Raw genomic sequence first — 24,683 nt, forward strand, 5'->3', positions numbered from 1 at the left:
ACGACAAACAGCCAACACCCCAATCGCACTCAACACTTACGCCGGACACAATCGACAGCAATAAAAAGAAACGAACTCGCCATTCCCAAGACGAGTTCGTTTCTTTTTATATTGCAAGTTTGAATGTTTATCGAAAGGCTGTTAACTAGTCGTTTGCGCGACGGTAGTCTAACAGTTGTTCGCTGATACCTTTGGTTTGCTCGTAAACTTGAGCGTAAATCTTGTGGAGTTGTTCATACTTCTTGGCGTTTTCAGGGTTTGGCAAGTAAGCTTTGCCGAAGTGCACGAATTTTTCGGCACATTCTTGGAAGTCTTTGAACCAGCCCAAACCAACGGCGGCCATCATAGCAGCGCCCATGCCTGGTCCCTGTTCGTTAGTCAAGCTGACAACCTTCTTGTTGAAGATGTCGGCTTGGATTTGAAGCCAAAGTTCACTCTTGGCGCCACCACCGATGGCAACGACCGTGTCGAAGTCACCGTTGTGTTCGTCGTAGATGTCCATGATGTCACGGAATGAGAAGATGATGCCTTCCAAGACGGCCCGAACGAAGTCAGACTTTTGGTGAGTCCCATCAACACCGGTGAAGCTCCCACGGATATCAGCATCCGCGTAAGGGGCCCGTTCACCAACGATGTATGGCGTGTACAGCAAGCCATTTGCACCGACAGTTGACTTGCCAGCACTGGCAACCATGTCGTTAAATGACGTGTCTTGCGCAAACGTCCGCTTGAACCAGTTCAATGAGTACCCGGCAGCCAACGTCACACCCATAGAGTAGTAAGAATCTGGAATAGCGTGATCTTCAAATTGAAGAACGCCATGGTAATCAACAGTTGGGTCTTCCTCGTACTTCAACACAACCCCTGATGTCCCGATACTTGAAAGGACCATGTTAGGTGATAAAATACCAGCGCCAACTGCCCCAGCGGCGTTATCAGCAGCCCCACCGAAGACTTCGGTGTGGGTGTCCAAACCAGAGAAGATGGCGTAACTGTCGGAAATCTTGCCGGCAGAATCAATTGAGCGCATCAATGGTGGGCACATGCTCATTGGAATGTCGAAGGCGTCACAGATAGCTTGGCTCCATTGGCCAGCCTTAACGTCCAGTAAAACAGTCCCAGTAGCATCAGAGTAGTCCATGCCCAATTGACCAGTCATCCGGTAACGAACGTAGTCTTTTGGCAGCAAGAAGGTCTTGGCCTTAGCCCAGATGCTAGGTTCGTTTTCCTTAACCCAAAGCATCTTAGGTAACGTAAAGCCTTCAAGTGGTTTGTTCTTGGTGATGTCGATAAATTCATCGCCTAACTTAGCGGTGATTTCTTCACACTGTTTCGTGGTCCGAGTATCGTTCCACAAGATAGCTGGGCGTAATACTTGGTTGTTTTCGTCCAATAAAACTAACCCGTGCATTTGACCTGAGAAGCTGATTCCGGCAATTTCTGCTGGCTTGATGTGGTCGTTCAAAATTAAACGAACAATCGCAACCGTTGTGCCTGAGACCCAGTCTTCTGGGTTTTGTTCACTGTAACCTGGGCGAGATTGGATCAATGGATAATCGTAACTTTGTTGCGCAACGATTTCACCATCACGGTTCATGGCTGAGACTTTAACGGCACTGGTACCGAGGTCAACGCCTAATACGTATTCGTTCATGTTGATACTCCTTTTTGGTTGTGGTTTTGATTAAGTGACGTGTTCTTTGAGTTGGTGGTTGTAGCTGACACAATTATTGGTCATCCATAGCCTGCTGTTGCCTATTTACAGCGTGTTATGGGCGACGAGCATTGCTGTTACATTTATTTCGGCGCTTGTTAGCTTTTAAGTGTCAGTAGTATGTTGACTCACTTGTGAGAGGCTTCGCTGACACCTTTCTCAGACTACTGCGCCGAAACGTGTTCCAGAAAGCAGACTGCTATGTGCAGGGTGACTCAGGCAATAGGGCCTAAAACCCAGGCCCCATTGCCTGAGTCACCCTGCACGCCGCAGTCTAATCGCTTTCTTCCACACTCTTAACAAAAAGCAGCCCGCAGACTATGGGGTCTACCAGCTGCTTCCAGTATTTAACCATTCATTATTAATTAACTTAGATTATTTGCTCAAAGTATCAACGATGTAGTGGTTGATCGTATCCTTGACTTGTTCCAAGTGATCTGAGTGCGTTGCGGCACGGAGGTCTGCTTGAGTCTTATCAAGTGAGTAGGCTTCAAGGCTTTGGAACGTTGCCTTGCCGCTTTCGATTTCAGCACCGACACCTGACTTGTATGAGCTGTAACGCTTAGCAACTAAGTCGTCTAAGACGCCATCTTCCTTCATCTTCATGGCAACCCGTAGGCCGGCAGCAAAGCTGTCCATCCCAACGATGTGGCCGTAGAACAAGTCGTTTGGTTCGAATGATGAACGACGAGGCTTAGCATCGAAGTTCAAACCACCGCGAGGGCCGATTCCACCAGCTTGAACGACTTCCCACATTGCTGCAGTAGTTTCGTACAAGTTTGAAGGATATTCATCAATATCCCAGCCAATCAACTTGTCACCTTGGTTAGCATCCAATGAACCAAGTAAGCCGGCTTCACGAGCAACACGGATTTCGTGTTGGTAAGTGTGACCTGCTAAGTTAGCATGGTTACCTTCCAAGTTCAACTTGAAGTCTTTGTCCAACCCGTATTCCTTCATGAAGGCAATCGTGGTTGCGGCATCAAAGTCGTATTGGTGAGTCGTTGGTTCCTTTGGCTTTGGTTCGAGCAACATTTGGGCATCGAAGCCAATTTCGTTGGCGTAATCCTTAGCCATGTGGAACAACTTAGCAGCGTGTTCTTGTTCTAACTTCATGTTTGTGTTCCAGAGTGATTCGTAACCTTCACGGCCGCCCCAGAAGACATAGTTTTCAGAACCGACGCGCTTCCCAATTTCAAGACTATGCTTCAATTGAGCAGCTGAGTAAGCAAAGATGTCAGCGTATGGTGAAGTACCAGCACCGGCAACGAAACGAGGGTTAGTGAACATGTTCGAAGTGTTCCAGAGTACCTTCATGCCAGAAGTCTTTTGGTAGTCCACGATCTTGTCAACGATCTTGTCCAAGTTAGCGTTGGTTTCACGTAATGTGTCACCTTCGGGCGCTAAGTCACGATCATGGAAGCAAAGGAAGTCAACGCCTAACTTACGGTAGAATTCAAATGCGTAATCAACCTTAGCTAAAGCGCTGTCCATTGGGTCACTGTACTTATCGTATGGGCGAATAGCAGTACCATCACCGAATGGGTCGACCAAACGTTGGTCAAATGTGTGCCAGTATGCAACTGAGAAACGAAGCCAATCGCGCATCTTCTTGCCGCCGATTACTTCATCAGGGTTGTAGTAGTGGAATTCTGCACCTGATCCTAAATCTTTGTTGCCAACATACTTAATGTCTTTCATATCCCATAAATCTTCAGACATTTAAAAAGCCTCCTCATAGTTTTAAAGATTACTTTTAATTAGTTTGTTCATACAACCAACTCACAAGACTTAGTATAGCGCTTACATCAAAGATTGCAACCCCTTTTGGCCAAAAAAATAGTGGTGAAACGTTGAAACCGTTGGTGTTAAGGGACTTTTACGAACAATAAAAAAATTCACTTTACTAAAAGTTTTAGTGCAGTGAATTAGATTGGTTAAATTCGTGGTTACGATTTAACTATTTTAGATAAGAATTGGATTGTTTTTGCGGTACGGACCGGTGTGCATCTTGTCATTTCGGCTTGGATTTGGAATAGACTTTTCTGGAACGTCTGGTTGTGGTTTGGGACTTGAGCGTAACAAGCTCTGCAAAACTGAGGCTTGCGTATAAAAACGTCCAAGCAAGACTGGCCAAAGGCTCGCTCTTGCTATCGAGAGTTTCTGGCGACGTTCATTGCTATTACTTTGTTTTCGGCGCCTTTTAGGCTTTAGTTGGCAATGATCGATAACATTTTGGAGTTTGTTGACGTTACTGTTTTGATTAGCCTGCGCCGAAACGAGTTCCAAAAGACAGGGAGTTAACATGTAAGGGCGCCCAAGCAAGACTGGCCACAGCCCGGCCCTGACACAAAGAGTTTCTGGCGACGCTCATTGCTATTACTTTGTTTTTGGCGCCTTTTAGGCTTTAGTTGGCAATGATCGGTAACATTTTGAAGTTTGCTAACTATAACCGCTTTAATTAGCCTGCGCCGAAATGTGCTCCGCAAAACTGAGAGTTGCATATAAGGGCGCCCAAGCAAGACTGGCCAAAACCCGGCCAGTCTTGCTTGGGCGCCCTTATACTCCACTCTCAAACCGTTTTGCTCCGCACTCTACTCTACTCTCGGCAACACCGGTCGATCAAAGTAGTACCCCTGCATGTAAGTCGTAACCTGATGTTCTTGAAGCCAATCAACTTCTTCTTGATTTTCGACACCCTTTACAGCAAACAACAAGTCATACTGCTTTGCGATTCTTGCCCAGTAAACTAAGCGGGTTTGCAGCCGCTCTCGATCCTGCGCCACATCATTGGCCGTCATCGTGAACTTCAAGCCATCAACGTACGGCAAGAGGTAGTCGAGTTCCTCTAGGTTCGTGTTAAGCGCCACGTCGTCAATCACTAACTTAATGTCCGCTTGTTGATACTCGGCCAACACCGATTTCAAATCCGTCAGTGATGGCCATTCTTCCATTTCAACCACCATATAGTCAAGCGTTGGTTGCGCCTTTCTAAACGCGGCCAAGGCCTTTGGTGTTGCTGGATCGATAAACTGCGTTTCGTCCAAATTCATTGAAATTGAGAAACAATGCTTATAGTCCAACAATTGCGTCATTAAATCGATTTGAGTCTTAACCGATACCTGAAAATGCTCAGGAACGACCCACCGCCGATGTTCATAGCTATAGTTTCGCAACAACAATTCGTTTGACACCGGAGTCGCTTCCCCATCCGCTGTTACTTTCATCACACTTTGCGGACAGAACACGTAAGTCGACAAAATGGCATCCCGGTGGTTACGATCCCGAGTTTCACCGTCAATGGTAACAGTATTGCGCCCATTGCGTTTACTTTGATACAAGTTATCATCCGCACGCCGGTAGATGTCTTCCACCGAAGTATCTTGATCCGTCATCGCGGTCACGCCCATTGAAATCGTGACGTTGATATCGTACGCTTCGTATGAGTAATGCGACTTTTGAACAGCATGCCAGCATTCCTCAATAATCGACATAACATCGCCCGGTTGTTTATCGGCGAAAACGATGTTAAATTCCTCACCACCCGTCCGGTAAACGTAGCGGTTGTAACCGTATTTTTCCAACACGTGTTCTAAGGTTTGCGCAACGCCGACTAGGACATCATTGCCGGCTAAATGCCCGTAGTAATCGTTAATTTGTTTAAAATGATCCACATCCAGTGCCACCAACGTTAGTGGTTCGTTGCGTTGCTTAGCATCGTTAAACAGGGTTGTAATTTCGTGCTGATACAGGGCATAGGTTTTCGCATTGGTCAGCGAATCGTAATTAACCAGTTGCGCCATCTTCCCGGTTTCAACCCCGACCCGGTGCCGATGCAGCCAGTAATTCGAGGCGGCCACGTCCATCAGGATAAACATCAAAATGGCCTGCATACAGATTGCCGTGCTAACCTGCATCCCCGCAGAAACTCGTGGTAGTAACAACCAAAACGCAATTGAGATGTAAACGGTTAGGCCACCGTTGAGCCATAAATTATACCGAAACTGTTTGCCATAGCGTTGAAGTGCAATCAGCGCAATGCCTAAAAGAATCAGCGAAATCGCAAACTGCGGTCGATCAAAATGCCCCATGTGGTGCATTGACCACACCCCAACCAGCGCAACGGTTCGAATGAGATATTCCCATATTTTCAAATCTGTATCGAACATGGTGAACACCAAAATGAATAAGCCCATATTATGAAACATCATGGAATTGTAGTAAACGTAGTAGCCCATAAAGTGGAACAGTGACCCAATGCCTAACGAAAAAATCATCAGTAGGACTCGACTTCCAATTCGCGCCCAATTCGCCTTTTGTCCCCCAAGAAACTGTCCTAATTCTTGATAAAGTGACACAAAACCTGACATAAAGATGCTGGCAATAATCAACTGTGTAATAAACATCGGTAAACTTAACAAGTGTAAGTTCATGACCATCATACGCATCTGTTCAATCACCCTCCTTCAGGGTGTTGAACCCCATATAAAATGCCTAATTAGATTGATTATAGGTCAATTTCCAAGGGGTTAAAAGGGGAAATCCATACAATTTTCTCATTTTGTGGAAACGTTAACAGAAACTAATATTAGAGTAATATGTCTGTAATATGATGTGGCTCAACCGACACTTTTTGCCATTTTTTGACCGCTTACAAACAGCAAAATCCCCCACGTCAATTCACATCAACATGGGGGACGATTTGATTTCTAATTTAAATCCCTTAGCAACTAAACTTAAGCACTTGGCGCCACGTTCACGCCACCAAATCGCAACTCAAATTCATCCATCTCCAACACCTGCCGCGTGACAAGCGCACAACCGCCCAATAACGTTGCGTAGTGGGAGTTTTTTGTCACCTCAATCGGCACACTTGCCGAGGTTACCATCCGTTGGTAAGCCAGTTCAATGTCTGGGAGCAACTGAGGTAACGTTTCAATCAGTGGCGAGTTCAAGAACACAGCGTCCGGATCGTAACTGTTCGTCGTGTTAATGATGATTCGCGCAACGTTATCCACAAAGGACTTCAACGCTTGCTTCGTCACCTCATCACCAGCGTTGAACAATTCAACGACGCCGTGACGATCCAATGGTATGTTATCCTTGGCTTCACTAATCTGGCCAATGATGGCATCTTCTGAACAAAAATCTTCAGTTTTCTTAGGCGTTTCATCCGCTAAGCCACCGATTTGAAGTGAGCGGCCAATTTCACCAGCCTCCCCGTGAGCCCCGCGGTAGAGTTGCTTATTGATGATCAACCCGGCCCCGATCCCACGGTGAATGCTGATGGTGACCGAGTTATTTAATGATTGACCGTGGTTAAAGTCCCGTTCGTAAACGGCGGCCAAGTTAGCTTCGTTTTCAAGTAGCACCGGCACACTGTATTTGGTGCCAAAATACCGGGCTAAATCGATCGAGCCCATCTTCAAGAATGGTGAATAGGTGATCTTGTTGCTGTCCACCGTCCCGTGAATGGCGAAACTGATGCCCAATAGACCGTGACTCGTGCGATCATCGCCGCTTGCTTTTTGGAGCTGCTCGTCGATCAATGGCACGATTTCATCGATGGTCAGGTCCTTAACGTCGACCTGCGTATAGGTCAAAACGTCGCCTGACAGATTATTTTGCATGACGTGTAAGTGGCGGTATCCAAAGTCAAAGTTCATGGTGTAGCCGTAACGCCGGTTGATGGCGATCAATACGGGTTTCCGCCCACCAACTGTCGACGCAGCCCCTTCACCAAGTTCTTCAACGACCCCTTGTTCCTTCAAATCGTTATACAGGGAGGAAACCGTGGACTTATTCAATGCCAAGTTCCGAGAGATTTCGATTCGTGAGATTGGTTGATGGTTAAAAACCTGAGCGAGGACTGACTGAATATTTTGCTGATGCAACTGCATCCGATTTCGAATTGCGTTTCCCATGGGGAACACCTCCTTGTAGTAGAGTGCGGAGCAGGGCGGTTAGGGAGTAGTGTGTAAGGCACCTTCACCAGAAACCCCGGGTTTTGGGGTTTGTGGGGGAAGTGCCTTACACGCAGCTCCCTGCCCTGCGTAGCACGTTTCGGCTAGGTAACATTAACCCGCCGTTTAATCAACGGTTCCGTAATAGAGCGCGGAGAGAAGCGGTTAGAGAGCGGAGCGTAAGCTACTCGTGCCAGAAGCCCCGGGTTTGGGGGCTTGTGGTGCGAGTGGCTTACGTGCAGCTCTCTGCTTCTCGGAGCGCGTTTCGGCTAGGTAACATTAACCCGCCGTTTAATATCAACGGTTCCGTAGTAGAGTGCGAAGTAAGGCGGTTAGAAAGCGGAGCGTAAGTTACTCGTGCCAGAAACCCCGGGTTTGGGGGCTTGTGGTACGAGTAGCTTACGTGCAGCTCCCTGCCCTGCGTAGCACGTTTCGGCTAGGCTAAATTAACCCACCAAACCTAAATAATTTTTCAATAACCATGAGTTAAAACACAGCATACAATACCGGTTAACTCACCCTACTCTAAAATAATTACTATGTAATTACTTGTTTTATTGTACACTACCGATTGGCCTAGACTCAACGGGCTTTTTCAATTATCAACTTTAATTGGTCCATTTTCCCAAATCAATTAATGAAGTAACGCTAATCACCCGCAACGCTAAATTTAAAAAAATTTCTCGAAACCGGTTCCCCAAATCCTCGCCATAGTATATCCTAAAGTTAACTCTGCGAAAGCGCTTTATAAAATCCCCAACTTACCGTTATATCGTTGGCTTTCGCTGAAAGGAAGTTACCATGCACGCATTTAAATTTCGCGCTATCATCCTCGTTGCGATCGCCTTTATCTTAGGCTGTAACGAATTCATTATCGTGGGGATTCTCAACGACGTGGGGCATCAGTTCAACGTCCCCGTGGCCAGTGTTGGTTATCTGGTCACCGTGTTCGCCCTCGTTTACGCGATTTCAACCCCATTCATCACCCTATTTGTGGGCCGCTATTCATACTTTAAATCGCTGATGGTTCTCATGGTCATTTTCATCCTGAGCAATACCTTCAGTGGCTTAGCCAGCTCCTTCTTCTGGCTGACTGTTTCACGGATTCTCACCGCACTAGTGGCCGGAGTCATTATTTCGCTCACTATTACGATTGCCAACCAAATCGCGCCGTTGGACAAGCGACCATGGCTGATTGCCTGGGTCTTTTCCGGTTTTAGTATCGCCTCCGTTTTCGGGGTGCCGATTGGGACCTGGATCAGCACCACGTTTACTTGGCGCGATTCATTTTGGGCTATCACCGTTGTTAGTCTCCTGACGTTGGCCTTGGCGTACTTTAGCTTGCCACACAAGATGGATCAGGAAACCGGTAATTTGCGAGATCAACTTTCCCTGTTGAAGGACCACCGAATTCTGGTTGCCATCACCTTGCCGTTTTTTGGTTCCGGCGGGATTTACGTTTTCTATACCTACCTGCGGCCAACCTTAACGACGCTGCTACATTTCTCCACCCAGTCATTGAGTTTGCTGCTGTTTATTTACGGCCTAACCGCTATCGTCAGCAATCAATTGAGTGGCCAAATCGCACAACATGGGAGCTTAAAACTCATGCCAAAGGTTTACGCGATCGAAGCAATTTTACTGTTTATTCTGCCACTGGTAACCGGATTACAGTGGGTTGCGCTTGCCGTGGTATTTTGCCTCGGCATCACCATGTACCTGCTCAACTCCCCAATTCAGCTCCACTTCTTGATGGTGGCCGAACAAGATTATCCACAGTCAATCGTGTTAGCCTCATCGCTAAATTCGATTTTCTTTAACTTCGGTATCTCACTAGGATCAGCTACCGGTGCCCTCGTGGTGACGCACCTCGGCTTGAAGTGGATTGGCTGGGGCGGTGCGGTTTATATCGCAGTGGCTATGGTGTTAGTCATTTGGTTGAACCGCTTAAATGCGCGCAAACCAATTAAGGTCACTTCTCACGAATCACTTTGATCGTTAGTTTCATCAAGCGGTTGGGGCTGGGAAAAAAGTCCATGTTGGCAAGTATCGAACTACTTTCTTAACTTAATAATGAGGTAAAAATGTTATTAAATTTCAAGACTGATATCTAGTCTAAACGTGCGCCAAAACTCAGGTCCCGGCCATATAAGAGAACGAACCCGTAGATTCCAAAATCAGGAATCCACGGGTTCGTTCTCTTATATTCTGGAACCTAAACGAGTTTTGGCCCACTCTCAACCGCCTATTTATTGTCAACAATCATCCGCATTCCCCTTTCACCCTAATTTTTGATACAATATAGCCAACTTATTAACGACAAAGGAGCCTCTCATGCAAATAGCTGAATTCGGCATCGAAGCCTGGTTGAATCAGTGGGAAAACTCGGCAACTTACGATATTTCCCAAAGTACGATCAGTTCGATGACCATTAGTGACCTCTTAAAATTAACCGGTGACGCACCGGACACATTTGCGAAACAACTTAACGATACCAAGATGAACTACGGTTGGATCGAAGGCTCACCTGAATTTAAAGAACTGGTCAGCAGCCACTATGCGAACGTCAAACCTTCTCAGGTGCTACAAACCAACGGTGCCACTGGCGCTAACTACCTCGCCCTCTTCTCATTAGTCGAACCCGGTGACCACGTGATCAGTGAATATCCTTCCTACCAACAACTCTTCGATATTCCCCGCTCTTTGGGCGCCGACGTTGACCTGTGGCGGATTCACGAAGCTGATAACTGGTACCCCGACATTAACGAGCTCAAAGCGATGATTCGGCCGAACACCAAACTGATTTGCCTCAACAACGCCAATAACCCCACCGGGACCCTCTTAGACCGCGACTTCTTATCACAAGTTGTCGAAGTTGCGAAAACGGTGGGCGCTTACGTCTTAGTGGACGAAGTGTATTTACCATTGGATGACCCCCAAAAATTCACCTCGATCGTGGACCTGTACGACCGCGGCATTGCCACCAACTCCCTCTCGAAGAGTTACTCGTTCCCCGGTGTCCGCATCGGCTGGACGGTAGCCAACGACGAAGTGAGCGATTTGTTCCGGAAATACCGCGACTACACGATGATTTGCGGCGGCGTGTTTAACGACCGACTAGCTGTTTATATTCTGCAGCACCGTGACCAGATTTTTGCCCGTAACCGAGCGTTGGTCATGAACAATTTAGCGATTCTCAAAGACTGGATTGCCAATGAACCCCGGGTGTCTTGCGTCCTACCCCAAGCGGTCTCAACCTCCTGTCCAAAACTGGATATTCCGGAAGCAACGGAACCATTCTGTTTACGCCTACTAAAGGAAACTGGCGTCCTCTTGATTCCCGGCGAGCGTTTTGACTTGCCAGGACACGTTCGGTTAGGGTATTGTACTGATGAGACAACTCTTCGAACCGGTCTTGACAGGTTATCTAAATTTTTACGTCAGTTTGACTGACCCGTCTTGACACCCCGTTCGAAGAATCCTAATCTTTTGGAGGTTTTCGAACATGGCAGCAAACGAAGCACTCTTAATTATTGATTATACAAACGATTTTGTTCACGACGATGGCGCCCTAACTTGCGGCGCGGCCGGACAGGCACTTGAATCATCGATCATTACGTTGGCCGATCAATTCGCAGCTAATGGCAGCTGGGTGATCTTGCCAACCGACGTGCACACGCCAAACGATCCCTATCATCCAGAAAGTAAATTGTTCCCACCCCACAACGTGCGCAATACGTGGGGCCGGGAATTCTATGGTCAGTTAAAGCCATGGTTCGCGCAACACCAAGATGATGCGCAGGTTTACATGTATGACAAAACGCGTTACAGTGCATTTGCCGGGACCGACTTAGATCTTCGGTTACGCGAACGGCATATTGATACGCTCCACTTGGTTGGGGTTTGCACCGACATCTGTGTGTTACACACCGCCGTTGATGCGTATAACCTGAACTATAACGTCATCGTTCATCAAGACGCCGTTGCCGCATTAACGCCAGCCGGACAGGAGTGGGCACTTGGCCACTTTGAGCACGTGCTAGGCGCGCAAGTCGTTTAATATTTGTGGAAAGAACTGAGGGTATGCAACCAGATTTTAACCCGGTAACCAAGCAGGGCTACCAAAAAATTGAAGCTGAAATTGAGGCGTTAAAGCAGGATCGCCCAACAAAAATCGCTGCGTTAGTCGCCGCACGAGCGCTGGGTGATTTATCGGAAAATGCCGATTATAGTGCAGCGAAACGGGATCTCCGTCACTTGGAGAGCCGCTTGCGCTTTCTCGACAAACAACTCCGTTACGCGAAAATCATCGAACCTAACGACAATGCCGTGGTTGAAATCGGCAAAACGGTGACGTTGGCCTTTCAAGACGATGGTTCGGAGGAAACCTTCGCTATCGTGGGAACGCCTGAAGCAGACATTGCCGATAATAAGATCTCCATTGCTTCGCCGATGGGCAAGGCACTGTTGAACCACACCGTGAATGATGTGGTGACGATTAGTTCGCCGAATGGGAGTTATGCGGTTAAACTACTGCGGGTCACCCTTTAATCAATCATCAATAAAAATGGCTTCGAAGTCCCTTGTTGGGATCTTCGAAGCCATTTTTTGGCCTTAAACGATGATATTCATTTTTTTACACAGCTTATCCACACGTTATCCACAAAATATTATGAGTTATCAACATACTTATCCACAGTTTATCCACAACTTGTGCACAACTACTATGCTTAACGTCGCGGTAATCGTAAGCCGTAAATTGAGACGCCAATCACACTAACGATTGCGATTGCCACTGCCAGCCATGACACGACTTCTGAAAAGAACAAACTCAACAAGCACAGCAAGCCACTAATGACCATTGCCTGACCCATTTTCCGGTTCACCCTAGCCTGTAATTCAGGCTTTAACTTCGTTGTTGGATGGTATCCCCACGTTTGGCCGTTAGCCGGTACCGTGGGTAAATAGTTGCCCATTAGCACAAACATAGCACCTACTAGGCCAACTGCGATCCGCCGAATATCAACGCCAAACCCTAAATTTGCCCGAATCGTTGTGATGTACAGCACCACCGTTAATACTGGAATTAGCCACTGAACAAGTCGTTCCAATCGTGGCGCACCACCCGTTTTCTTAGCACTGATTCGTAAGATGATCACAATAAACCACTGTAAGGCCAGCATTAAGAATGGTAGGCCATAGACCGCCCACGCCTTTGGCATCCACCCATTCGGTTGATTATTCACACCCCAGTGCGTCACCATATCAGCCGGCAACTGTGCATAATTCATGACACCATAAATGATTGGTAACAAAATGACGATACTACTGATTATCAACACCCTAACGTTTCTTTTGGTCATCATCCTGATCGCCCCCGATCCCTAGTCCGTAGATCCACGTCAGTACCTCTTCAAACACACTGGCGTTTAGTTCGTAATAAATGTAGTTTTTCTGTTTATGTTCAGAGATTAGATTCGCTTTTTTCAGCAATTTTAAATGATACGAAACCGTTGCGTTCGTCAGCTCAAACTGATCAGCGATTTCACCAGCCGAATACTGTTTGGTTTTCAATAGTTCCAAAATTTGTCGCCGAACTGGATCCACAATCGCCTTTAACGTTTGACTCATTGCCATGTGCTCACCGCCAATCTATTTAGATATCTTTCTAAATAGATTATAGCATGTTTGCTGAATGGTGGTCGAACTATTTAGATATTTTTCTAAATAGTTTTATCGTAGTTCTCAATTAGTCCAAAAAATAAAACGCGCGCCCATATCAGGACACGCGTTTTACTTCGGATGAATTCACTATCTATTTTAGGAGTTACTTCTTATGTTGAGACTTTAGTTCGAGAAAGTTGCACTTCATTAACGGTCGTCACATCGATCAAGCCTAGTCAAGGTCAGTGCCTAGGGTTGGTGGACGTGGGGACTGGTGGATCAGAACTTGGATAACAGGCCGTTGGGAGACTGGTTGGTCCTTGTTGTGTTGACTTGGGTGGTGCTTAATTACTAGTTTATACGACACGTTGCGTTACCCTGAGTGGTACCTGCGACGTGCATGGCTACTACTTTGATTTCGGCGCCACTTGGATTAGGCTTTCCGCTTAACAGTCCATTTGTGAGATTGGTTACGGTAGTTCGTTCTGGCAACCGCGCCGAAACGTGCTCCGAGAAGCAAAGGGCTATGTGTAAGGCGACTCGGGTAAAAGCCCAAACCCCGGCTTTCACCCGAGTCGCCTTACACGCCGCCCTTTAACCGCTTCTCTCCGCACTCTAGATTTGATCCAACGCTTGACTCAAATCAGCAATCAAATCATCAGCATTTTCAATCCCAACTGAGATCCGGATCAAATCTGGAGTAATGCCAGTTTCCTTCAATTGTTCGTCGTTCAATTGGGCGTGAGTCGTTGATGCTGGGTGAATGATCAATGACTTAGCATCACCAACGTTGGCCAACAGTGAGAACAATTCCGTCTTTTCAGTCAATTGCTTGCCAGCTTTTTCGCCGCCCTTTAAGCCTAAAGTGAAGATTGAACCAGTGCCCTTTGGGAAGTACTTAGCAGCTAAATCATGGTACTTGCTGTCCTTCAATGATGGGTAGTTGACCCAGGCCACCTTTGGATGGTTGTTCAAGAATTCAGTGATCTTTTGGGTGTTCGCCACGTGGCGTTCAACCCGCAGTGATAATGATTCAAGACCTTGAATCAACAAGAATGAGTTGAATGGGCTGATAGCAGCACCAGTATCACGTAATGTTTGGGCCCGAACCTTTGTGGTAAAGGCAGCTGGGTTAATGTCGTTCCAAACGATGCCGTTGTAAGTAGCATCTGGTGTGGTAAAGTCTGGGTATTTGCCAGAAGCGGCGTAATCGAACTTGCCGTTTTCAACGATGACGCCACCCATTGAGGTCCCGTGACCGCCGATGAACTTCGTTGCTGAGTGGACAACCACGTCAACACCGTGATCAAGTGGTTGAATCAAGTATGGGGTGCCAAAGGTGTTATCAGCAATTAAGATAATGCCGTTATCATGGGCAATCTTAGCAACGGCTTCGATGTCAATGATGTTAATACCAGGGTTCCCAATGGTTTCGATGTAAAGGGCCTTGGTGTTTTCGTCGATGGCCTTGGCGAAGTTTTCAGGGTCGTCTGGATCAACGAACGTCGTGGTAATGCCTAACTTTGGTAAGGTAACGCTGAATAAGTCGTAAGTCCCACCGTAAAGGGTGCTGGCAGCCACGATGTTGTCACCGGCATTGGCGACGTTTTGAACAGCGGCAGTAACGGCAGCGGCACCGGTTGCTAAAGCAACGCCGGCAGTCCCGTTTTCAAGAGCGGCAACCCGCTTTTCCAAAACATCGGTAGTTGGGTTCGTCAAACGGGTGTAAATGTTACCAGCATCCGTCAAAGCAAACCGGCCAGCAGCTTGAGCGGCGTCCTTGAAGACGTATGAAGTCGTTTGGTAAATTGGCACTGCCCGTGAACCAGTTTCATCGACAACTTGACCCGCATGGACTTGTTTCGTTTCAAAATGTAATTCGTTGTTTTCAGTCATAATAAAGATCTCCTTTAATTTAAAATCATCATTTAGTTTTTAGGTTAGAAATCGAAAAAAGCGTTCGCCCCATACCAGCATATAAGCTAGTATGGGACGAACGCTTCGTGTTACCACCCATCTTTGCAAATCATTCGCATGACTTGCCTCAACGACACCTGTTGATGTCTGGGATCGTAACGCATCCTTGCGGGTCAGTTGCGTGAACAGCTAACCTTCAATCTGGGCTCATTCTCCGATTCGACGATCTCCTGCCTCGCACTATCTACAGGTCGCTGTGTGATGTCATCCTCAGGTACTATTCCCATCCGAATTTCATAATCTAATTGCCATTTAATATAATCATAATTCGGGGGTCTGTCAACAGGTGTTTTGTAATTTGAGTAAAATTGATGTTATTTGGCAGGCCTAAAGTGCTGATAATTCGGCATTTATGAGCTTTTTAATTTTTTTGAACTTTTTTTAAATTTGGTGTATTAATTGCAAATTTGGGTTACCAACGGATCCGCTTTCTTAGAAATAATTCATTTTCGGTTCAAATTAATCATTCACTTCAGCCATAACACGTGACGCAACTATCTCCCAAATAACCTTTCGTGCTATAATCAACAAAAAAGCAGGGGAGCGATTCACATGGCAAATGCAGCAATGGCAATTCAAGTTCTACCTGAAGCAGACTCAACCAAGGAGCTACTCCGATTAGTGGATGTCGCAATCGCGGAAATCGATGCCAGCGGACTTTCATACGAAGTTGGTGCGTTTGAAACAACGGTTGAAGGCGACTTAGATGATTTGATCAAACTACTTCACCGGATCCAAACGCAAGTTACTGAAAGCGGCGCGCCAAAGATCAGCAGCTACATCAAATTATCATATGCGCCAGAAGAACACATCTTAACGACCGATGAGAAATTAGGTAAATACCGCGCACATAACGAACAACAACAGCAATCATAAACTAACCTACAAACCAAAAAAGTCACCGATGATCTAAAAATCATCGATGACTTTTTTATCGTCTAATTCTAATTAGTTCGCACCCTTAGCTGGATCCACTCGCTTCTCAACCCAAGCCAAGACCACGTCCAAGATAATCGCCATCAACGCCGTTGGCAACGCACCGGCGAGAATGATGGCACTCCCGTTAGTCGCGTTAGTCCCACGGATAATGATATCCCCAAGGCCACCAGCGCCAACGAAGGTCCCGATAGCGGTGATTCCAATCGCCAAGACTAAGGCGTTCCGGAGACCCGCCATGATAACGGACAGCGATAGTGGGATTTCCACTAATCTAAGTAACTGCAGGCGCGTCATCCCCATTCCCTTACCTGAATCAAGGATGCTGGGGTCAACGTTGCGCATGCCTGTGTCGGTATTTTTAATAATCGGCAACAGCGCGTACAGGAACACCGTTACAATCACGGTGTTCACGCCTAAACCTAGGCCAATCATAATGATCGACAACATCGCCAGTGATGGGATAGTTTGAATCACGTTGGCAATTCCGATCACGGTCCCGCTCAGCTTGCTGTGGTGGGCAATGAAGATTCCAATCGGAATCCCCACAATGGCTGCCAACAGCACACCATACACTGAAATCAAGAAGTGCCGGCTAAACTGTGACAGTACGTACAAGCCGTTATGTTGGTAGTAGTACATTAGCTGTTCAAAGAGGTTCATGTGGGCCATTAGTCAGCACTCCCTTCAAAGTAGTTGTGTTGTTCCAAGAACTGTTTGGCCACCACTTCTGGTTCCTCGAGGTTGTTATCCACCTTGTAGTTCAGTTCTTGCATCGTCTTCAAACTGATCTTGCCGTTTAATTTCGAGATAATTGGTTTTAATTGCGGGTGCTTCTTCAAAATCGCATCCGTCGCCACCGCACTCGCATCGTATGGTGGGAAGAAGTGCTTATCATCCTTCAGCAGTTTCAAATCATAGCTGTTGATCCGGCCATCGGTCGAGTACCCGAGAACAGCGTCCATCTTGTTGGCCGCTACCGCATCGTAAACTAACCCAATTTGCATCGGGTGAACTTCGCCAAATTTGTATCCGTAAGCCTTCTGGAAGCCATCGTAGCCATCGCCCTTTCGGTTCAACCAAATCTGGTCGATCCCAACGGACATGTTACCGGCGACCTTCTTCATGTCACTGACGTTATTCAGACCGTATTTCTTAGCAGTCTGCTGCGTCACCATGAACACGTAGGTGTCAGCAAACCCGTATGATGGGAAATACGTCATGTGATAGTCCTTCTTAAAGCCTTCACGCACCGTCTTTTCCGCTCGCTTTTGATTCCGATCGGCTTTTTTACCCATAATGGTCGTCAAATCGGTCCCAACGAAGCGAATTGACGAAATATCAGCTTGGTTGTTCTTCAACGCGTTGAAACTAACCGTCCCGGAACCCAAATTGTTGATAATCGTGGTGTGCAAATTCGAATCATGCTCAATCATATCCTGTAGCATATACGCCATGATTTGTTGTTCCGTCGTGTTTTGCGATGCAATTCGCACCGTATCGCTTGAAGAGCCTGATAGTCCCGGAAAACCGCAACCGGCTAACCCGATAACACTCACCAATGCCAGTGCTGCCGTAACGCACCACCGTTTAAATTTTGTCATGTTCAGCCCCCCTTACGCCTGAGTGGTTTTCGGCGTCAACGCTGTTTCCAGCTTGCCTAATAACCAGTCAACAATCAGCGCCAAAAGGATCACTGGAATTGACCCACCTAAAATTAAGTCCGTCCGGTAGAGGTTTAACCCGTTGAAGATAAAATCCCCTAATCCGCCGGCCCCAATATAGGATGCCAACGCCGCCCACGCAATGACGTAGGTGGCTGATAACCGCACGCCGGACATGATCACGGGTGCGGCCAGTGGTAATTCAACCTTAAAGATCGACTGCCAACTGGTCATCCCCATGCCCTTAGCGGCATCCTTCAAGGTTGGGTCAACGTCGTCCATGCCCAGGTAGGTATTTCGTAAAATGGGCAGTAATGAATAGATAAACAGGGCGACAATGGCTGGTAAGGCCCCGATCCCGAAAATCGGAATCATGAACGCTAACAGCGCCAGCGCAGGAATCGTTTGCAGCATACTGGCAATCGAAACCACCACGTTAGCCACTTTTTTAGTCCGCGTAAGCAAAACGCCCAGCGGCACGGCCACGATGATCCCTAAGCCTAATGCAATGGCTGAAATGTACAGGTGTTGCCAGGTTTTTCCAACTAATTGCCAGCCATAGGTTGCAAAAAAGTGCATCATTTGGCCTCACCACCTTGCGCTTGGGCAACCTCACTCTCATCAGCTTTATCATCCTCACCCCAGAGGGCGTCGTACACGATATCAACCAAGGCCGCCCGGGTCACGATCCCGACCAAGTGCTTATCTCGATCGACCACTGGTACGTTTTTAAAGCCCCGTTTCAAAATCCGTTCAACGGTATCTCGAATCAGCGAGTCAGACGACACGTAGAACACGTCACTATGCATGACGTCACCCACACTAGTCGCCGTTTTGAAGTTGTAGTCAATATCTTCGATGTCGAGGTAGCCCTTGAGACTGCCGCCTTCATCAGTGACCAGCAGTGAATCGACTCGCCGGTCATGCATCATCTTGAGGGCTTCCTTCAATAACTTGTCAGGCGTGATCGACGCCACGTTCTTCAACATGACTTGGCCAACGGTTGTGATACTTGGCCGCGCTTGGATCAAGCGATCTTTCCCAATCAAGTTCTCGACAAATTCATTGGCTGGATGCCGCAAAATTTCATCCGGTGTCGCAATTTGAATGATCTTGCCGGCATCCATAACCACGATACGAGTCGCTAACGTCAACGCTTCGTCCATATCGTGGGTCACGAAGACCACGGTTTTACCAAGCCGCATCTGCAGGTCTTTGATCAAATCCTGTAGTGATTCCCGCGTAATCGGGTCCAAAGCACCGTAGGGTTCGTCCATCAGGATCAAATCTTGATCCGCAGCTAACGCCCGGACTACGCCGATTCGTTGCTGTTGCCCACCAGATAGTTCTGACGGGTACCGGTCTAAAAACTCTTCAGGTAATTCAACGAGCTTGATCATTTCCTTGGCCCGTTCGTCCATCTTTTCTTGTGACCACTTCAATAAGCGTGGCACGATGGTGATGTTTTGGCGAATCGTCATGTGTGGCATCAGCCCGATATTTTGAATCACGTAGCCGATTTTACGCCGCAGTTGGACGGGATCCATTTCACTGATATCCTTACCGTTCAACTTGATCGTCCCAGACGTTTGTTGCAGCATCCGGTTGATCATTCGCATGGTGGTCGTTTTTCCCGACCCAGAAGTTCCGATAAAGCACACGAACTCCCCTTTTTGAATTTCCAAATTAAAATCGTCAACGGCGACCTTGCCACCGCTGTACGTTTTATTGAGGTGTGACATTGTTAAAAACGTCGATTCTTGCATTACTCCCATCCTCTCGTTGTTCACTTTGCTGTACAGACGTCTAAAAAGAACTGTATAATTCAATTGTAACGTACTATTTTCCGTCACGCAAAAATTAAGAATCCTCTAAGTTTTTGCTAATTGCCATTCTGAATTGGTTATCAACAAGCAAATTACCGACTAATGCGGGCATTCCGGGCACGACAACTTACCATTAAAAAAGCGTTGACTAACTGGTCTAGTGACTTGAGCTCAGCCGATTTTCACTTTTTTGTAACCCGGCCGTGCCACACTTATTTTAGCATTTTTCTTTACAATCATATTGTAATCGGTTACAATTCAATTGTACACAACTTAATCTATTGAGAAATGAGGCGACCTTAATGGCAAAAAAACTCTATACAACAACGATGACGAACACTGGTGGTCGAGCCGGTGAAGTTTGGTCCAACGATAAGAAGTGGGACTTTAAAATCGGCACTCCTGGCGTTGATAAGGATACCACTAACCCCGAACAACTCTTTGCGGCCGGTTACGCATCCTGCTTTAACGGTGCACTAGAGATTGCATTGCAACAAGCTGGCGTTACTGCTGAAAGTACGGTTCGCGCCAAGGTCGCCCTCTATCAAGAAGGCGATGGTCCCGACTTCCACATCGGCGTTGACCTCTTTGCGCACGTTGATGGTGTTGCGGAAGCGGATCTATTAACCTACCTTGATCAAGCTAACCAGATCTGTCCTTATTCCAAGGCAACTCGTGGCAATATTGAAGTGACTTTGAACGTTGAATAGTATCGCGTAACACTCGATTATCTTAAATAAACGCATCCCCGAATACCAAGCTGTGATACTCGGGGATGCGTTTTTTATTCAATTGTTTCGGTTGTCTAATCATGACCGACAGTAGATTTGGCGTTTAACTATTTTGAACGATTCTAATTGAAACAATTGAAGTCAGCTAATCAACCCGATTATCTTCTGCCAACTTTTCCAACCACCACTACCGCTGTAATTTTTGTTAAATAGGCCGTTCAGGCGCGGTATAGCCCGCTTTAACGACCGCTAAAAGTTAAAATTTGTTAAAAAATCCCCCAATTTTCTAGACAACTCGTGACAACTATTTAATTGCATAGTAACTCGCTATTAACACAATTGAAACATTCGTCAGGTATCCTAGTAGTCAGTGAACAACAAGGGGATTATAAAAAATATGTCAAAACTACACTTAAAAATTGCAACATTCTTTCTATTAATGATCGGCTTCGGCTTTGGAATGGCATCTAACGCCACTTCCCACGTCGCACCACAATCCGAAACTACTACGGCCCACGCCGCAACTTTGACCGCTAGCCAAAAGAAACAAATCGCTACGATCAACGCCGGTCTTTCCAAGACCCAAAAGGCTGCTAAGAACTGGATTGCCTACCGCGAATCTCGTTACAGCTACACTGCTCGTAACGGTAACTGTTACGGCCGTTACCAATTATTACGTTCATACCTCCATGGCAACTACTCAGCCGTGAACCAGGAAAAGGTCGCTAACGCCTACGTTGCCGGCCGTTATGGCACTTGGACGAACGCTAAGCGTTTCTGGCAAGCACACCACTGGTACTAAACTGAGGGCTGACGCGCTGGCGCACCCTTACTTACATAGGTGGTCTTGTACCACAAGTTCCCCTCGTAACTGATAGTAGCACCGCGATTAATAATATCGCGGTGCTTTTTGTTGCCCCTCTCTAAATTGATTCGAAGACGTCGATTCTCAATCATTTTCAGAATTAATCGAACGATAATTTAAAACTATGGTTGCGTCTGTGCTTACTTTCACAAATTTTTTTAGTGCTGAAAAGTTTTTTCAACTACCTTAAGCGACCCTTTTCACCGTAATGCCGGCTATTTCGGCCACCATCACTTTGTAAGCGGTAACTATTTTCTTTGGAAATCGCTTTCTTTTTTCAAAAATAAGCGTTATACTAACCCACGTTGGTTGTTCCAATGTACCAACTTAGTTACAACTGTTACATGCAGCTTGTTATTAGCACCTTAAAAATACACTACAAAGGGGATTCGTTTTATGCGAAAAGTGTCGACTGGTTTTATTTACTTCTTCGGCGCCCTTGGTGGGTTGCTTTTCGGTTATGATACCGGGGTTATCTCTGGCGCCATCCTGTTTATTCAAAAACAACTTCACTTGGGCTCATGGCAACAAGGTTGGGTCGTTAGTGCCGTCTTGTTGGGGGCCGTTTTAGGGGCTGCCATTATTGGACCATCTTCTGATAAGTATGGTCGTCGAAAACTACTTTTGCTTTCTGCTATTATTTTCTTCGTTGGGGCCATTGGATCGGCGTTCTCACCAGAATTCTGGACCTTGATCGTTTCACGGATCATCTTAGGGATGGCCGTTGGGGCTGCTTCCGCTTTGATTCCAACTTACTTGGCTGAATTAGCACCTGCCGATAAGCGTGGGACCGTTTCAAGTTTGTTCCAGCTGATGGTTATGACCGGGATCTTGGTCGCCTACATCACCAATTACAGCTTCTCTGGTATGTACACTGGCTGGCGTTGGATGTTAGGGTTCGCCGCTATTCCAGCCGCAATCCTCTTCTTCGGTGGCTTGATTCTCCCAGAAAGTCCTCGTTTCTTAGTCAAATCCGGCCGGACTGATGAAGCCAACGCCGTTTTGATGAACATGAACAATGACAATAAAGAAGCCGTTGATGCTGAATTAGCTCAAATCAAGCAACAAGCTAACATTAAGAGTGGTGGCTGGAGCGAACTCTTTAGCAAGTTCGTTCGTCCTTCATTGATCATTGGGATTGGCTTAGCTATTTTCCAACAAGTCATGGGATGCAACACCGTCCTCTACTACGCACCAACCATCTTTACCGACGTTGGTTTCGGGGTTTCCGCAGCCTTACTTGCCCACATTGGGATTGGGATCTTCAACGTGATTGTCACCGCAATTGCCGTTGCCATCATGGATAAGATCGACCGGACCAAGATGTTGATTGGCGGGGCCATCGGGATGGGTATTTCCCTCTTCGTCATGAGTTTTGGGATGAAGTTCTCCGGTGGGTCACACGTTGCCGCTATCATCAGTGTTATCGCCTTGACGATTTACATCGCCTTCTTCTCTGCTACTTGGGGCCCCGTTATGTGGGTCATGATTGGTGAAGTCTTCCCACTTAACATTCGTGGGTTAGGGAACTCATTTGCTTCAGTTATCAACTGGGCAGCTAACATGGTTGTTTCCCTTACTTTCCCATCATTACTTGACTTCTTCGGTACTGGTAGTTTGTTCATCGGGTATGGGGTTTTATGTTTCGTCTCCATCTGGTTCGTTCACAAGTTCGTCTTCGAAACTCGGAACCGGTCATTGGAAGAAATCGAAGCTACCCTTCGTGAAAAAGACAACGAAGCGGAAAACGCCGTTACCTCACATTAATCTAGCGTTCCTGATTCTCTCTTAATATCGCTTTTCTACATTGCCAAAACGCCTCCTCAACGGTTATGTTTAGGAGGCGTTTTTTTTGCTGTCGTTTGTGAAGTGCGGTAATTTGCTTGAACTGTCGATTCCGGTAAGCGGCTAGGTTCCAGCTGTGGGGCCGGTCTGAGCCGAAGGGCGGTCTCAGTCCTCGAATTCAAGCCTCGCCAAAACCCACGCGAGTCTTGAATTCGTCCCCGATGATTGGCGGTTGTCGGAAGAACACCAACAACCACCAATCATCGCGACACAGCATCCACCTAGCCGCTTACCGAAATCTTACATTGGCGCAATTTGGCACTATTGTAGAGCAGCTCAAAATACGTTTAACGGCAACGTAACATACAACTGATACGTTTTCACATCGCACAATCGTTGATTCATTGCGGTTGCTGAACATTAACCACAATTGTTTCCGCAGTTATTGAGGTATCATCTGACGTTGATATTACGCACTTTCGTCGACTTCAGAATGTAACAGTCAGCAGTTCTGGTTACCGACAGCGCACCATGTAGCGGGAGGCGGAGGCGCGCGAGGCTCAGCAGTGTCGGTATGACTTAAGCAGTCGTAGTCCGTGGGGTTCGGGCTGCGAGTGCTTTAGTCATACGCGGGTCCGGAGAGATCCGGCACGGAAGTGGTCTTCTTCCGTTCCTAGCTCGTAGGCCCGCCACTGCGTTCCAGCCTCGCATAGCGCCGGAGCCTCCCGCGGCATCCTTCCACAATGTAACCCATGATTAACGCGCAAACGAAGCCAAATTTCACAAACTCCGTACACTTACGTTGGACACAAGCGTAACCCGCTACTTCTTTAGCTTATCAACCTGCTTCGACAATCGATCAACCTCGCTAGTCAGCTGCGCCAGCTGTTTCATCAACGCATCATGCTGCTGTTGCTGTTCGTCCGCAGCACCGGTTCGATCAGTGAAGAATTCGGTGATCGTACTCGTCAGTAACCCAATAAAGCCAACGCCGCCTAACATCAAGGCAGTCGCAATCATTTTGCCCCAAGCCGTTTTCGGTGAATCGTCACCGTAACCAACCGTGGTGGCCGTTGTGACCGCCCACCACATTGACTGAGATAGCGTTTGGTGTTCGACGATTGAGAACAGCCAGGCACTAATGCAGATAATGCCGACACTGATGGTAAACAGGTAAATAAACCCGGTGTCATAGACGAACCGGTGAAAATTCTTCGTCCACTTTCCCGACAGTCCAAGATGCCAGAACAAGTGATGGGCCCGAATATACTGCACCAGTCGGCCTAACCGAAAGAGCGCAAATGCTGGGTGCATGGGGATAATCCCCAGCAAATCAAACGCATTTTCAATTAAAAACCACTTTCGGTTCTTGGCGATTGCCCATCGAATGAAGTAGTCGGCGACGAAAAACAGCCATAGTCCCGTGTTGATGGCGTGACCAATTGGCCCCACTGGTACGTGGCACAGTAATAGCACCGCTAAAACTGACGACGCTAAGACTAGAATCGTGATCAAAATTTGATAGCCAATCACCCGTTTTGTTTGTATCATTTTACCG

20 protein-coding genes are annotated in these 24,683 nt (G+C 47.0%); 8 read left to right on the top strand and 12 right to left on the bottom strand.

Translation table 11 applies throughout. The annotated features are described in order from the left end of the window. Nucleotides 1-145 precede the first annotated feature (145 nt). The 4 genes from xylB to ACYVR3_RS01135 form a co-directional block, all read right to left on the bottom strand. Complete coding sequence (gene xylB, locus ACYVR3_RS01120) at nucleotides 146-1,654, bottom strand: xylulokinase (protein WP_461242775.1); 1,509 nt, start codon at nucleotides 1,652-1,654, stop codon at nucleotides 146-148. Between the two features lie 435 nt (nucleotides 1,655-2,089). After that, the gene (gene xylA, locus ACYVR3_RS01125) at nucleotides 2,090-3,436 is read right to left on the bottom strand and encodes a xylose isomerase (RefSeq protein WP_057152325.1); all 1,347 of its coding nucleotides are present in this window, start codon (nucleotides 3,434-3,436) and stop codon (nucleotides 2,090-2,092) included. Between the two features lie 872 nt (nucleotides 3,437-4,308). Beyond that, on the bottom strand, nucleotides 4,309-6,162 hold the full coding sequence (locus ACYVR3_RS01130; RefSeq protein WP_461242776.1) for a GGDEF domain-containing protein: 1,854 nt from the start codon (nucleotides 6,160-6,162) through the stop codon (nucleotides 4,309-4,311). 288 nt (nucleotides 6,163-6,450) lie between these two features. Beyond that, nucleotides 6,451-7,638 (bottom strand): ROK family transcriptional regulator, encoded by a 1,188-nt coding sequence (locus ACYVR3_RS01135; RefSeq protein WP_461242777.1) that lies wholly within the window; start codon nucleotides 7,636-7,638, stop codon nucleotides 6,451-6,453. Between the two features lie 840 nt (nucleotides 7,639-8,478). On the opposite strand from ACYVR3_RS01135, the gene ACYVR3_RS01140 reads away from it, so the two are divergent. The 4 genes from ACYVR3_RS01140 to greA all read left to right on the top strand — a co-directional run bounded on the left by ACYVR3_RS01140 (nucleotide 8,479) and on the right by greA (nucleotide 12,228). Next, nucleotides 8,479-9,672: an MFS transporter gene (locus ACYVR3_RS01140; protein WP_461242778.1), complete on the top strand. Its 1,194-nt coding sequence runs from the start codon at nucleotides 8,479-8,481 to the stop codon at nucleotides 9,670-9,672. A 339-nt stretch (nucleotides 9,673-10,011) separates the two neighbouring features. After that, a complete protein-coding gene (locus ACYVR3_RS01145; RefSeq protein ID WP_461242779.1) occupies nucleotides 10,012-11,130 on the top strand; it encodes an aminotransferase in 1,119 nt (372 codons plus the stop codon). A gap of 52 nt (nucleotides 11,131-11,182) precedes the next feature. Further along, entirely contained in the window at nucleotides 11,183-11,737 is a 555-nt protein-coding gene (locus ACYVR3_RS01150) for a cysteine hydrolase family protein (RefSeq protein WP_461242780.1), read from the top strand. 23 nt (nucleotides 11,738-11,760) lie between these two features. Next, a complete protein-coding gene (greA, locus tag ACYVR3_RS01155; protein WP_054735855.1) occupies nucleotides 11,761-12,228 on the top strand; it encodes a transcription elongation factor GreA in 468 nt (155 codons plus the stop codon). Nucleotides 12,229-12,407: 179 nt separating this feature from the next. Here greA and ACYVR3_RS01160 read toward each other — a convergent pair whose 3' ends face one another. From ACYVR3_RS01160 to ACYVR3_RS01170, 3 genes are all read right to left on the bottom strand, one after another. After that, complete coding sequence (locus ACYVR3_RS01160) at nucleotides 12,408-13,043, bottom strand: DUF1648 domain-containing protein (RefSeq protein WP_461242781.1); 636 nt, start codon at nucleotides 13,041-13,043, stop codon at nucleotides 12,408-12,410. Next, nucleotides 13,021-13,314: an autorepressor SdpR family transcription factor gene (locus ACYVR3_RS01165; protein ID WP_461242782.1), complete on the bottom strand. Its 294-nt coding sequence runs from the start codon at nucleotides 13,312-13,314 to the stop codon at nucleotides 13,021-13,023. Before ACYVR3_RS01165 ends, ACYVR3_RS01160 begins: the two co-directional genes overlap by 23 nt. Before the next feature lie 642 nt (nucleotides 13,315-13,956). Continuing rightward, the gene (locus tag ACYVR3_RS01170) at nucleotides 13,957-15,237 is read right to left on the bottom strand and encodes an O-acetylhomoserine aminocarboxypropyltransferase/cysteine synthase family protein (RefSeq protein ID WP_461242783.1); all 1,281 of its coding nucleotides are present in this window, start codon (nucleotides 15,235-15,237) and stop codon (nucleotides 13,957-13,959) included. Between the two features lie 633 nt (nucleotides 15,238-15,870). On the opposite strand from ACYVR3_RS01170, the gene ACYVR3_RS01175 reads away from it, so the two are divergent. Then, nucleotides 15,871-16,194, top strand: coding sequence for a thiamine-binding protein (locus ACYVR3_RS01175; RefSeq protein ID WP_461242784.1), 324 nt, complete (start codon nucleotides 15,871-15,873; stop codon nucleotides 16,192-16,194). A 72-nt stretch (nucleotides 16,195-16,266) separates the two neighbouring features. Here ACYVR3_RS01175 and ACYVR3_RS01180 read toward each other — a convergent pair whose 3' ends face one another. Genes ACYVR3_RS01180 through ACYVR3_RS01195 form a run of 4 tightly spaced genes read right to left on the bottom strand, consistent with a single transcriptional unit; the run spans nucleotide 16,267 to nucleotide 19,660 of the window. After that, the gene (locus ACYVR3_RS01180; RefSeq protein ID WP_461242785.1) at nucleotides 16,267-16,926 is read right to left on the bottom strand and encodes an ABC transporter permease; all 660 of its coding nucleotides are present in this window, start codon (nucleotides 16,924-16,926) and stop codon (nucleotides 16,267-16,269) included. Beyond that, nucleotides 16,926-17,858, bottom strand: a complete 933-nt coding sequence (locus ACYVR3_RS01185) for an osmoprotectant ABC transporter substrate-binding protein (RefSeq protein ID WP_057152333.1) — start codon at nucleotides 17,856-17,858, stop codon at nucleotides 16,926-16,928. Before ACYVR3_RS01185 ends, ACYVR3_RS01180 begins: the two co-directional genes overlap by 1 nt. A 12-nt stretch (nucleotides 17,859-17,870) precedes the next feature. Beyond that, nucleotides 17,871-18,500 (bottom strand): ABC transporter permease, encoded by a 630-nt coding sequence (locus ACYVR3_RS01190; RefSeq protein ID WP_054735833.1) that lies wholly within the window; start codon nucleotides 18,498-18,500, stop codon nucleotides 17,871-17,873. Further along, the gene (locus ACYVR3_RS01195; protein WP_057152337.1) at nucleotides 18,497-19,660 is read right to left on the bottom strand and encodes a betaine/proline/choline family ABC transporter ATP-binding protein; all 1,164 of its coding nucleotides are present in this window, start codon (nucleotides 19,658-19,660) and stop codon (nucleotides 18,497-18,499) included. The genes ACYVR3_RS01190 and ACYVR3_RS01195 overlap by 4 nt, the downstream gene beginning before the upstream one ends. Before the next feature lie 386 nt (nucleotides 19,661-20,046). Between ACYVR3_RS01195 and ACYVR3_RS01200 the strand changes: the two genes are divergently transcribed. The 3 genes from ACYVR3_RS01200 to ACYVR3_RS01210 all read left to right on the top strand — a co-directional run bounded on the left by ACYVR3_RS01200 (nucleotide 20,047) and on the right by ACYVR3_RS01210 (nucleotide 23,107). Continuing rightward, complete coding sequence (locus tag ACYVR3_RS01200) at nucleotides 20,047-20,454, top strand: organic hydroperoxide resistance protein (RefSeq protein ID WP_461242786.1); 408 nt, start codon at nucleotides 20,047-20,049, stop codon at nucleotides 20,452-20,454. 418 nt (nucleotides 20,455-20,872) lie between these two features. Beyond that, complete coding sequence (locus ACYVR3_RS01205; RefSeq protein ID WP_054735829.1) at nucleotides 20,873-21,277, top strand: aggregation-promoting factor C-terminal-like domain-containing protein; 405 nt, start codon at nucleotides 20,873-20,875, stop codon at nucleotides 21,275-21,277. Between the two features lie 459 nt (nucleotides 21,278-21,736). Continuing rightward, nucleotides 21,737-23,107 (top strand): sugar porter family MFS transporter, encoded by a 1,371-nt coding sequence (locus ACYVR3_RS01210; RefSeq protein ID WP_461242787.1) that lies wholly within the window; start codon nucleotides 21,737-21,739, stop codon nucleotides 23,105-23,107. A gap of 840 nt (nucleotides 23,108-23,947) precedes the next feature. Here ACYVR3_RS01210 and ACYVR3_RS01215 read toward each other — a convergent pair. Further along, nucleotides 23,948-24,676: an ion channel gene (locus ACYVR3_RS01215; protein WP_461242788.1), complete on the bottom strand. Its 729-nt coding sequence runs from the start codon at nucleotides 24,674-24,676 to the stop codon at nucleotides 23,948-23,950. Nucleotides 24,677-24,683 lie beyond the last annotated feature (7 nt).

This window comes from Secundilactobacillus muriivasis (assembly GCF_054785195.1).

What these genes read in the sequence shown, in the direction of transcription:
- xylB (WP_461242775.1), bottom strand. Translation starts at nt 1,654, where the DNA reads ATGAACGAATACGTATTAGGCGTTGACCTCGGTACCAGTGCCGTTAAA.
- xylA (WP_057152325.1), bottom strand. Translation starts at nt 3,436, where the DNA reads ATGTCTGAAGATTTATGGGATATGAAAGACATTAAGTATGTTGGCAAC.
- ACYVR3_RS01130 (WP_461242776.1), bottom strand. Translation starts at nt 6,162, where the DNA reads ATGCGTATGATGGTCATGAACTTACACTTGTTAAGTTTACCGATGTTT.
- ACYVR3_RS01135 (WP_461242777.1), bottom strand. Translation starts at nt 7,638, where the DNA reads ATGGGAAACGCAATTCGAAATCGGATGCAGTTGCATCAGCAAAATATT.
- ACYVR3_RS01140 (WP_461242778.1), top strand. Translation starts at nt 8,479, where the DNA reads ATGCACGCATTTAAATTTCGCGCTATCATCCTCGTTGCGATCGCCTTT.
- ACYVR3_RS01145 (WP_461242779.1), top strand. Translation starts at nt 10,012, where the DNA reads ATGCAAATAGCTGAATTCGGCATCGAAGCCTGGTTGAATCAGTGGGAA.
- ACYVR3_RS01150 (WP_461242780.1), top strand. Translation starts at nt 11,183, where the DNA reads ATGGCAGCAAACGAAGCACTCTTAATTATTGATTATACAAACGATTTT.
- greA (WP_054735855.1), top strand. Translation starts at nt 11,761, where the DNA reads ATGCAACCAGATTTTAACCCGGTAACCAAGCAGGGCTACCAAAAAATT.
- ACYVR3_RS01160 (WP_461242781.1), bottom strand. Translation starts at nt 13,043, where the DNA reads ATGATGACCAAAAGAAACGTTAGGGTGTTGATAATCAGTAGTATCGTC.
- ACYVR3_RS01165 (WP_461242782.1), bottom strand. Translation starts at nt 13,314, where the DNA reads ATGGCAATGAGTCAAACGTTAAAGGCGATTGTGGATCCAGTTCGGCGA.
- ACYVR3_RS01170 (WP_461242783.1), bottom strand. Translation starts at nt 15,237, where the DNA reads ATGACTGAAAACAACGAATTACATTTTGAAACGAAACAAGTCCATGCG.
- ACYVR3_RS01175 (WP_461242784.1), top strand. Translation starts at nt 15,871, where the DNA reads ATGGCAAATGCAGCAATGGCAATTCAAGTTCTACCTGAAGCAGACTCA.
- ACYVR3_RS01180 (WP_461242785.1), bottom strand. Translation starts at nt 16,926, where the DNA reads ATGGCCCACATGAACCTCTTTGAACAGCTAATGTACTACTACCAACAT.
- ACYVR3_RS01185 (WP_057152333.1), bottom strand. Translation starts at nt 17,858, where the DNA reads ATGACAAAATTTAAACGGTGGTGCGTTACGGCAGCACTGGCATTGGTG.
- ACYVR3_RS01190 (WP_054735833.1), bottom strand. Translation starts at nt 18,500, where the DNA reads ATGATGCACTTTTTTGCAACCTATGGCTGGCAATTAGTTGGAAAAACC.
- ACYVR3_RS01195 (WP_057152337.1), bottom strand. Translation starts at nt 19,660, where the DNA reads ATGTCACACCTCAATAAAACGTACAGCGGTGGCAAGGTCGCCGTTGAC.
- ACYVR3_RS01200 (WP_461242786.1), top strand. Translation starts at nt 20,047, where the DNA reads ATGGCAAAAAAACTCTATACAACAACGATGACGAACACTGGTGGTCGA.
- ACYVR3_RS01205 (WP_054735829.1), top strand. Translation starts at nt 20,873, where the DNA reads ATGTCAAAACTACACTTAAAAATTGCAACATTCTTTCTATTAATGATC.
- ACYVR3_RS01210 (WP_461242787.1), top strand. Translation starts at nt 21,737, where the DNA reads ATGCGAAAAGTGTCGACTGGTTTTATTTACTTCTTCGGCGCCCTTGGT.
- ACYVR3_RS01215 (WP_461242788.1), bottom strand. Translation starts at nt 24,676, where the DNA reads ATGATACAAACAAAACGGGTGATTGGCTATCAAATTTTGATCACGATT.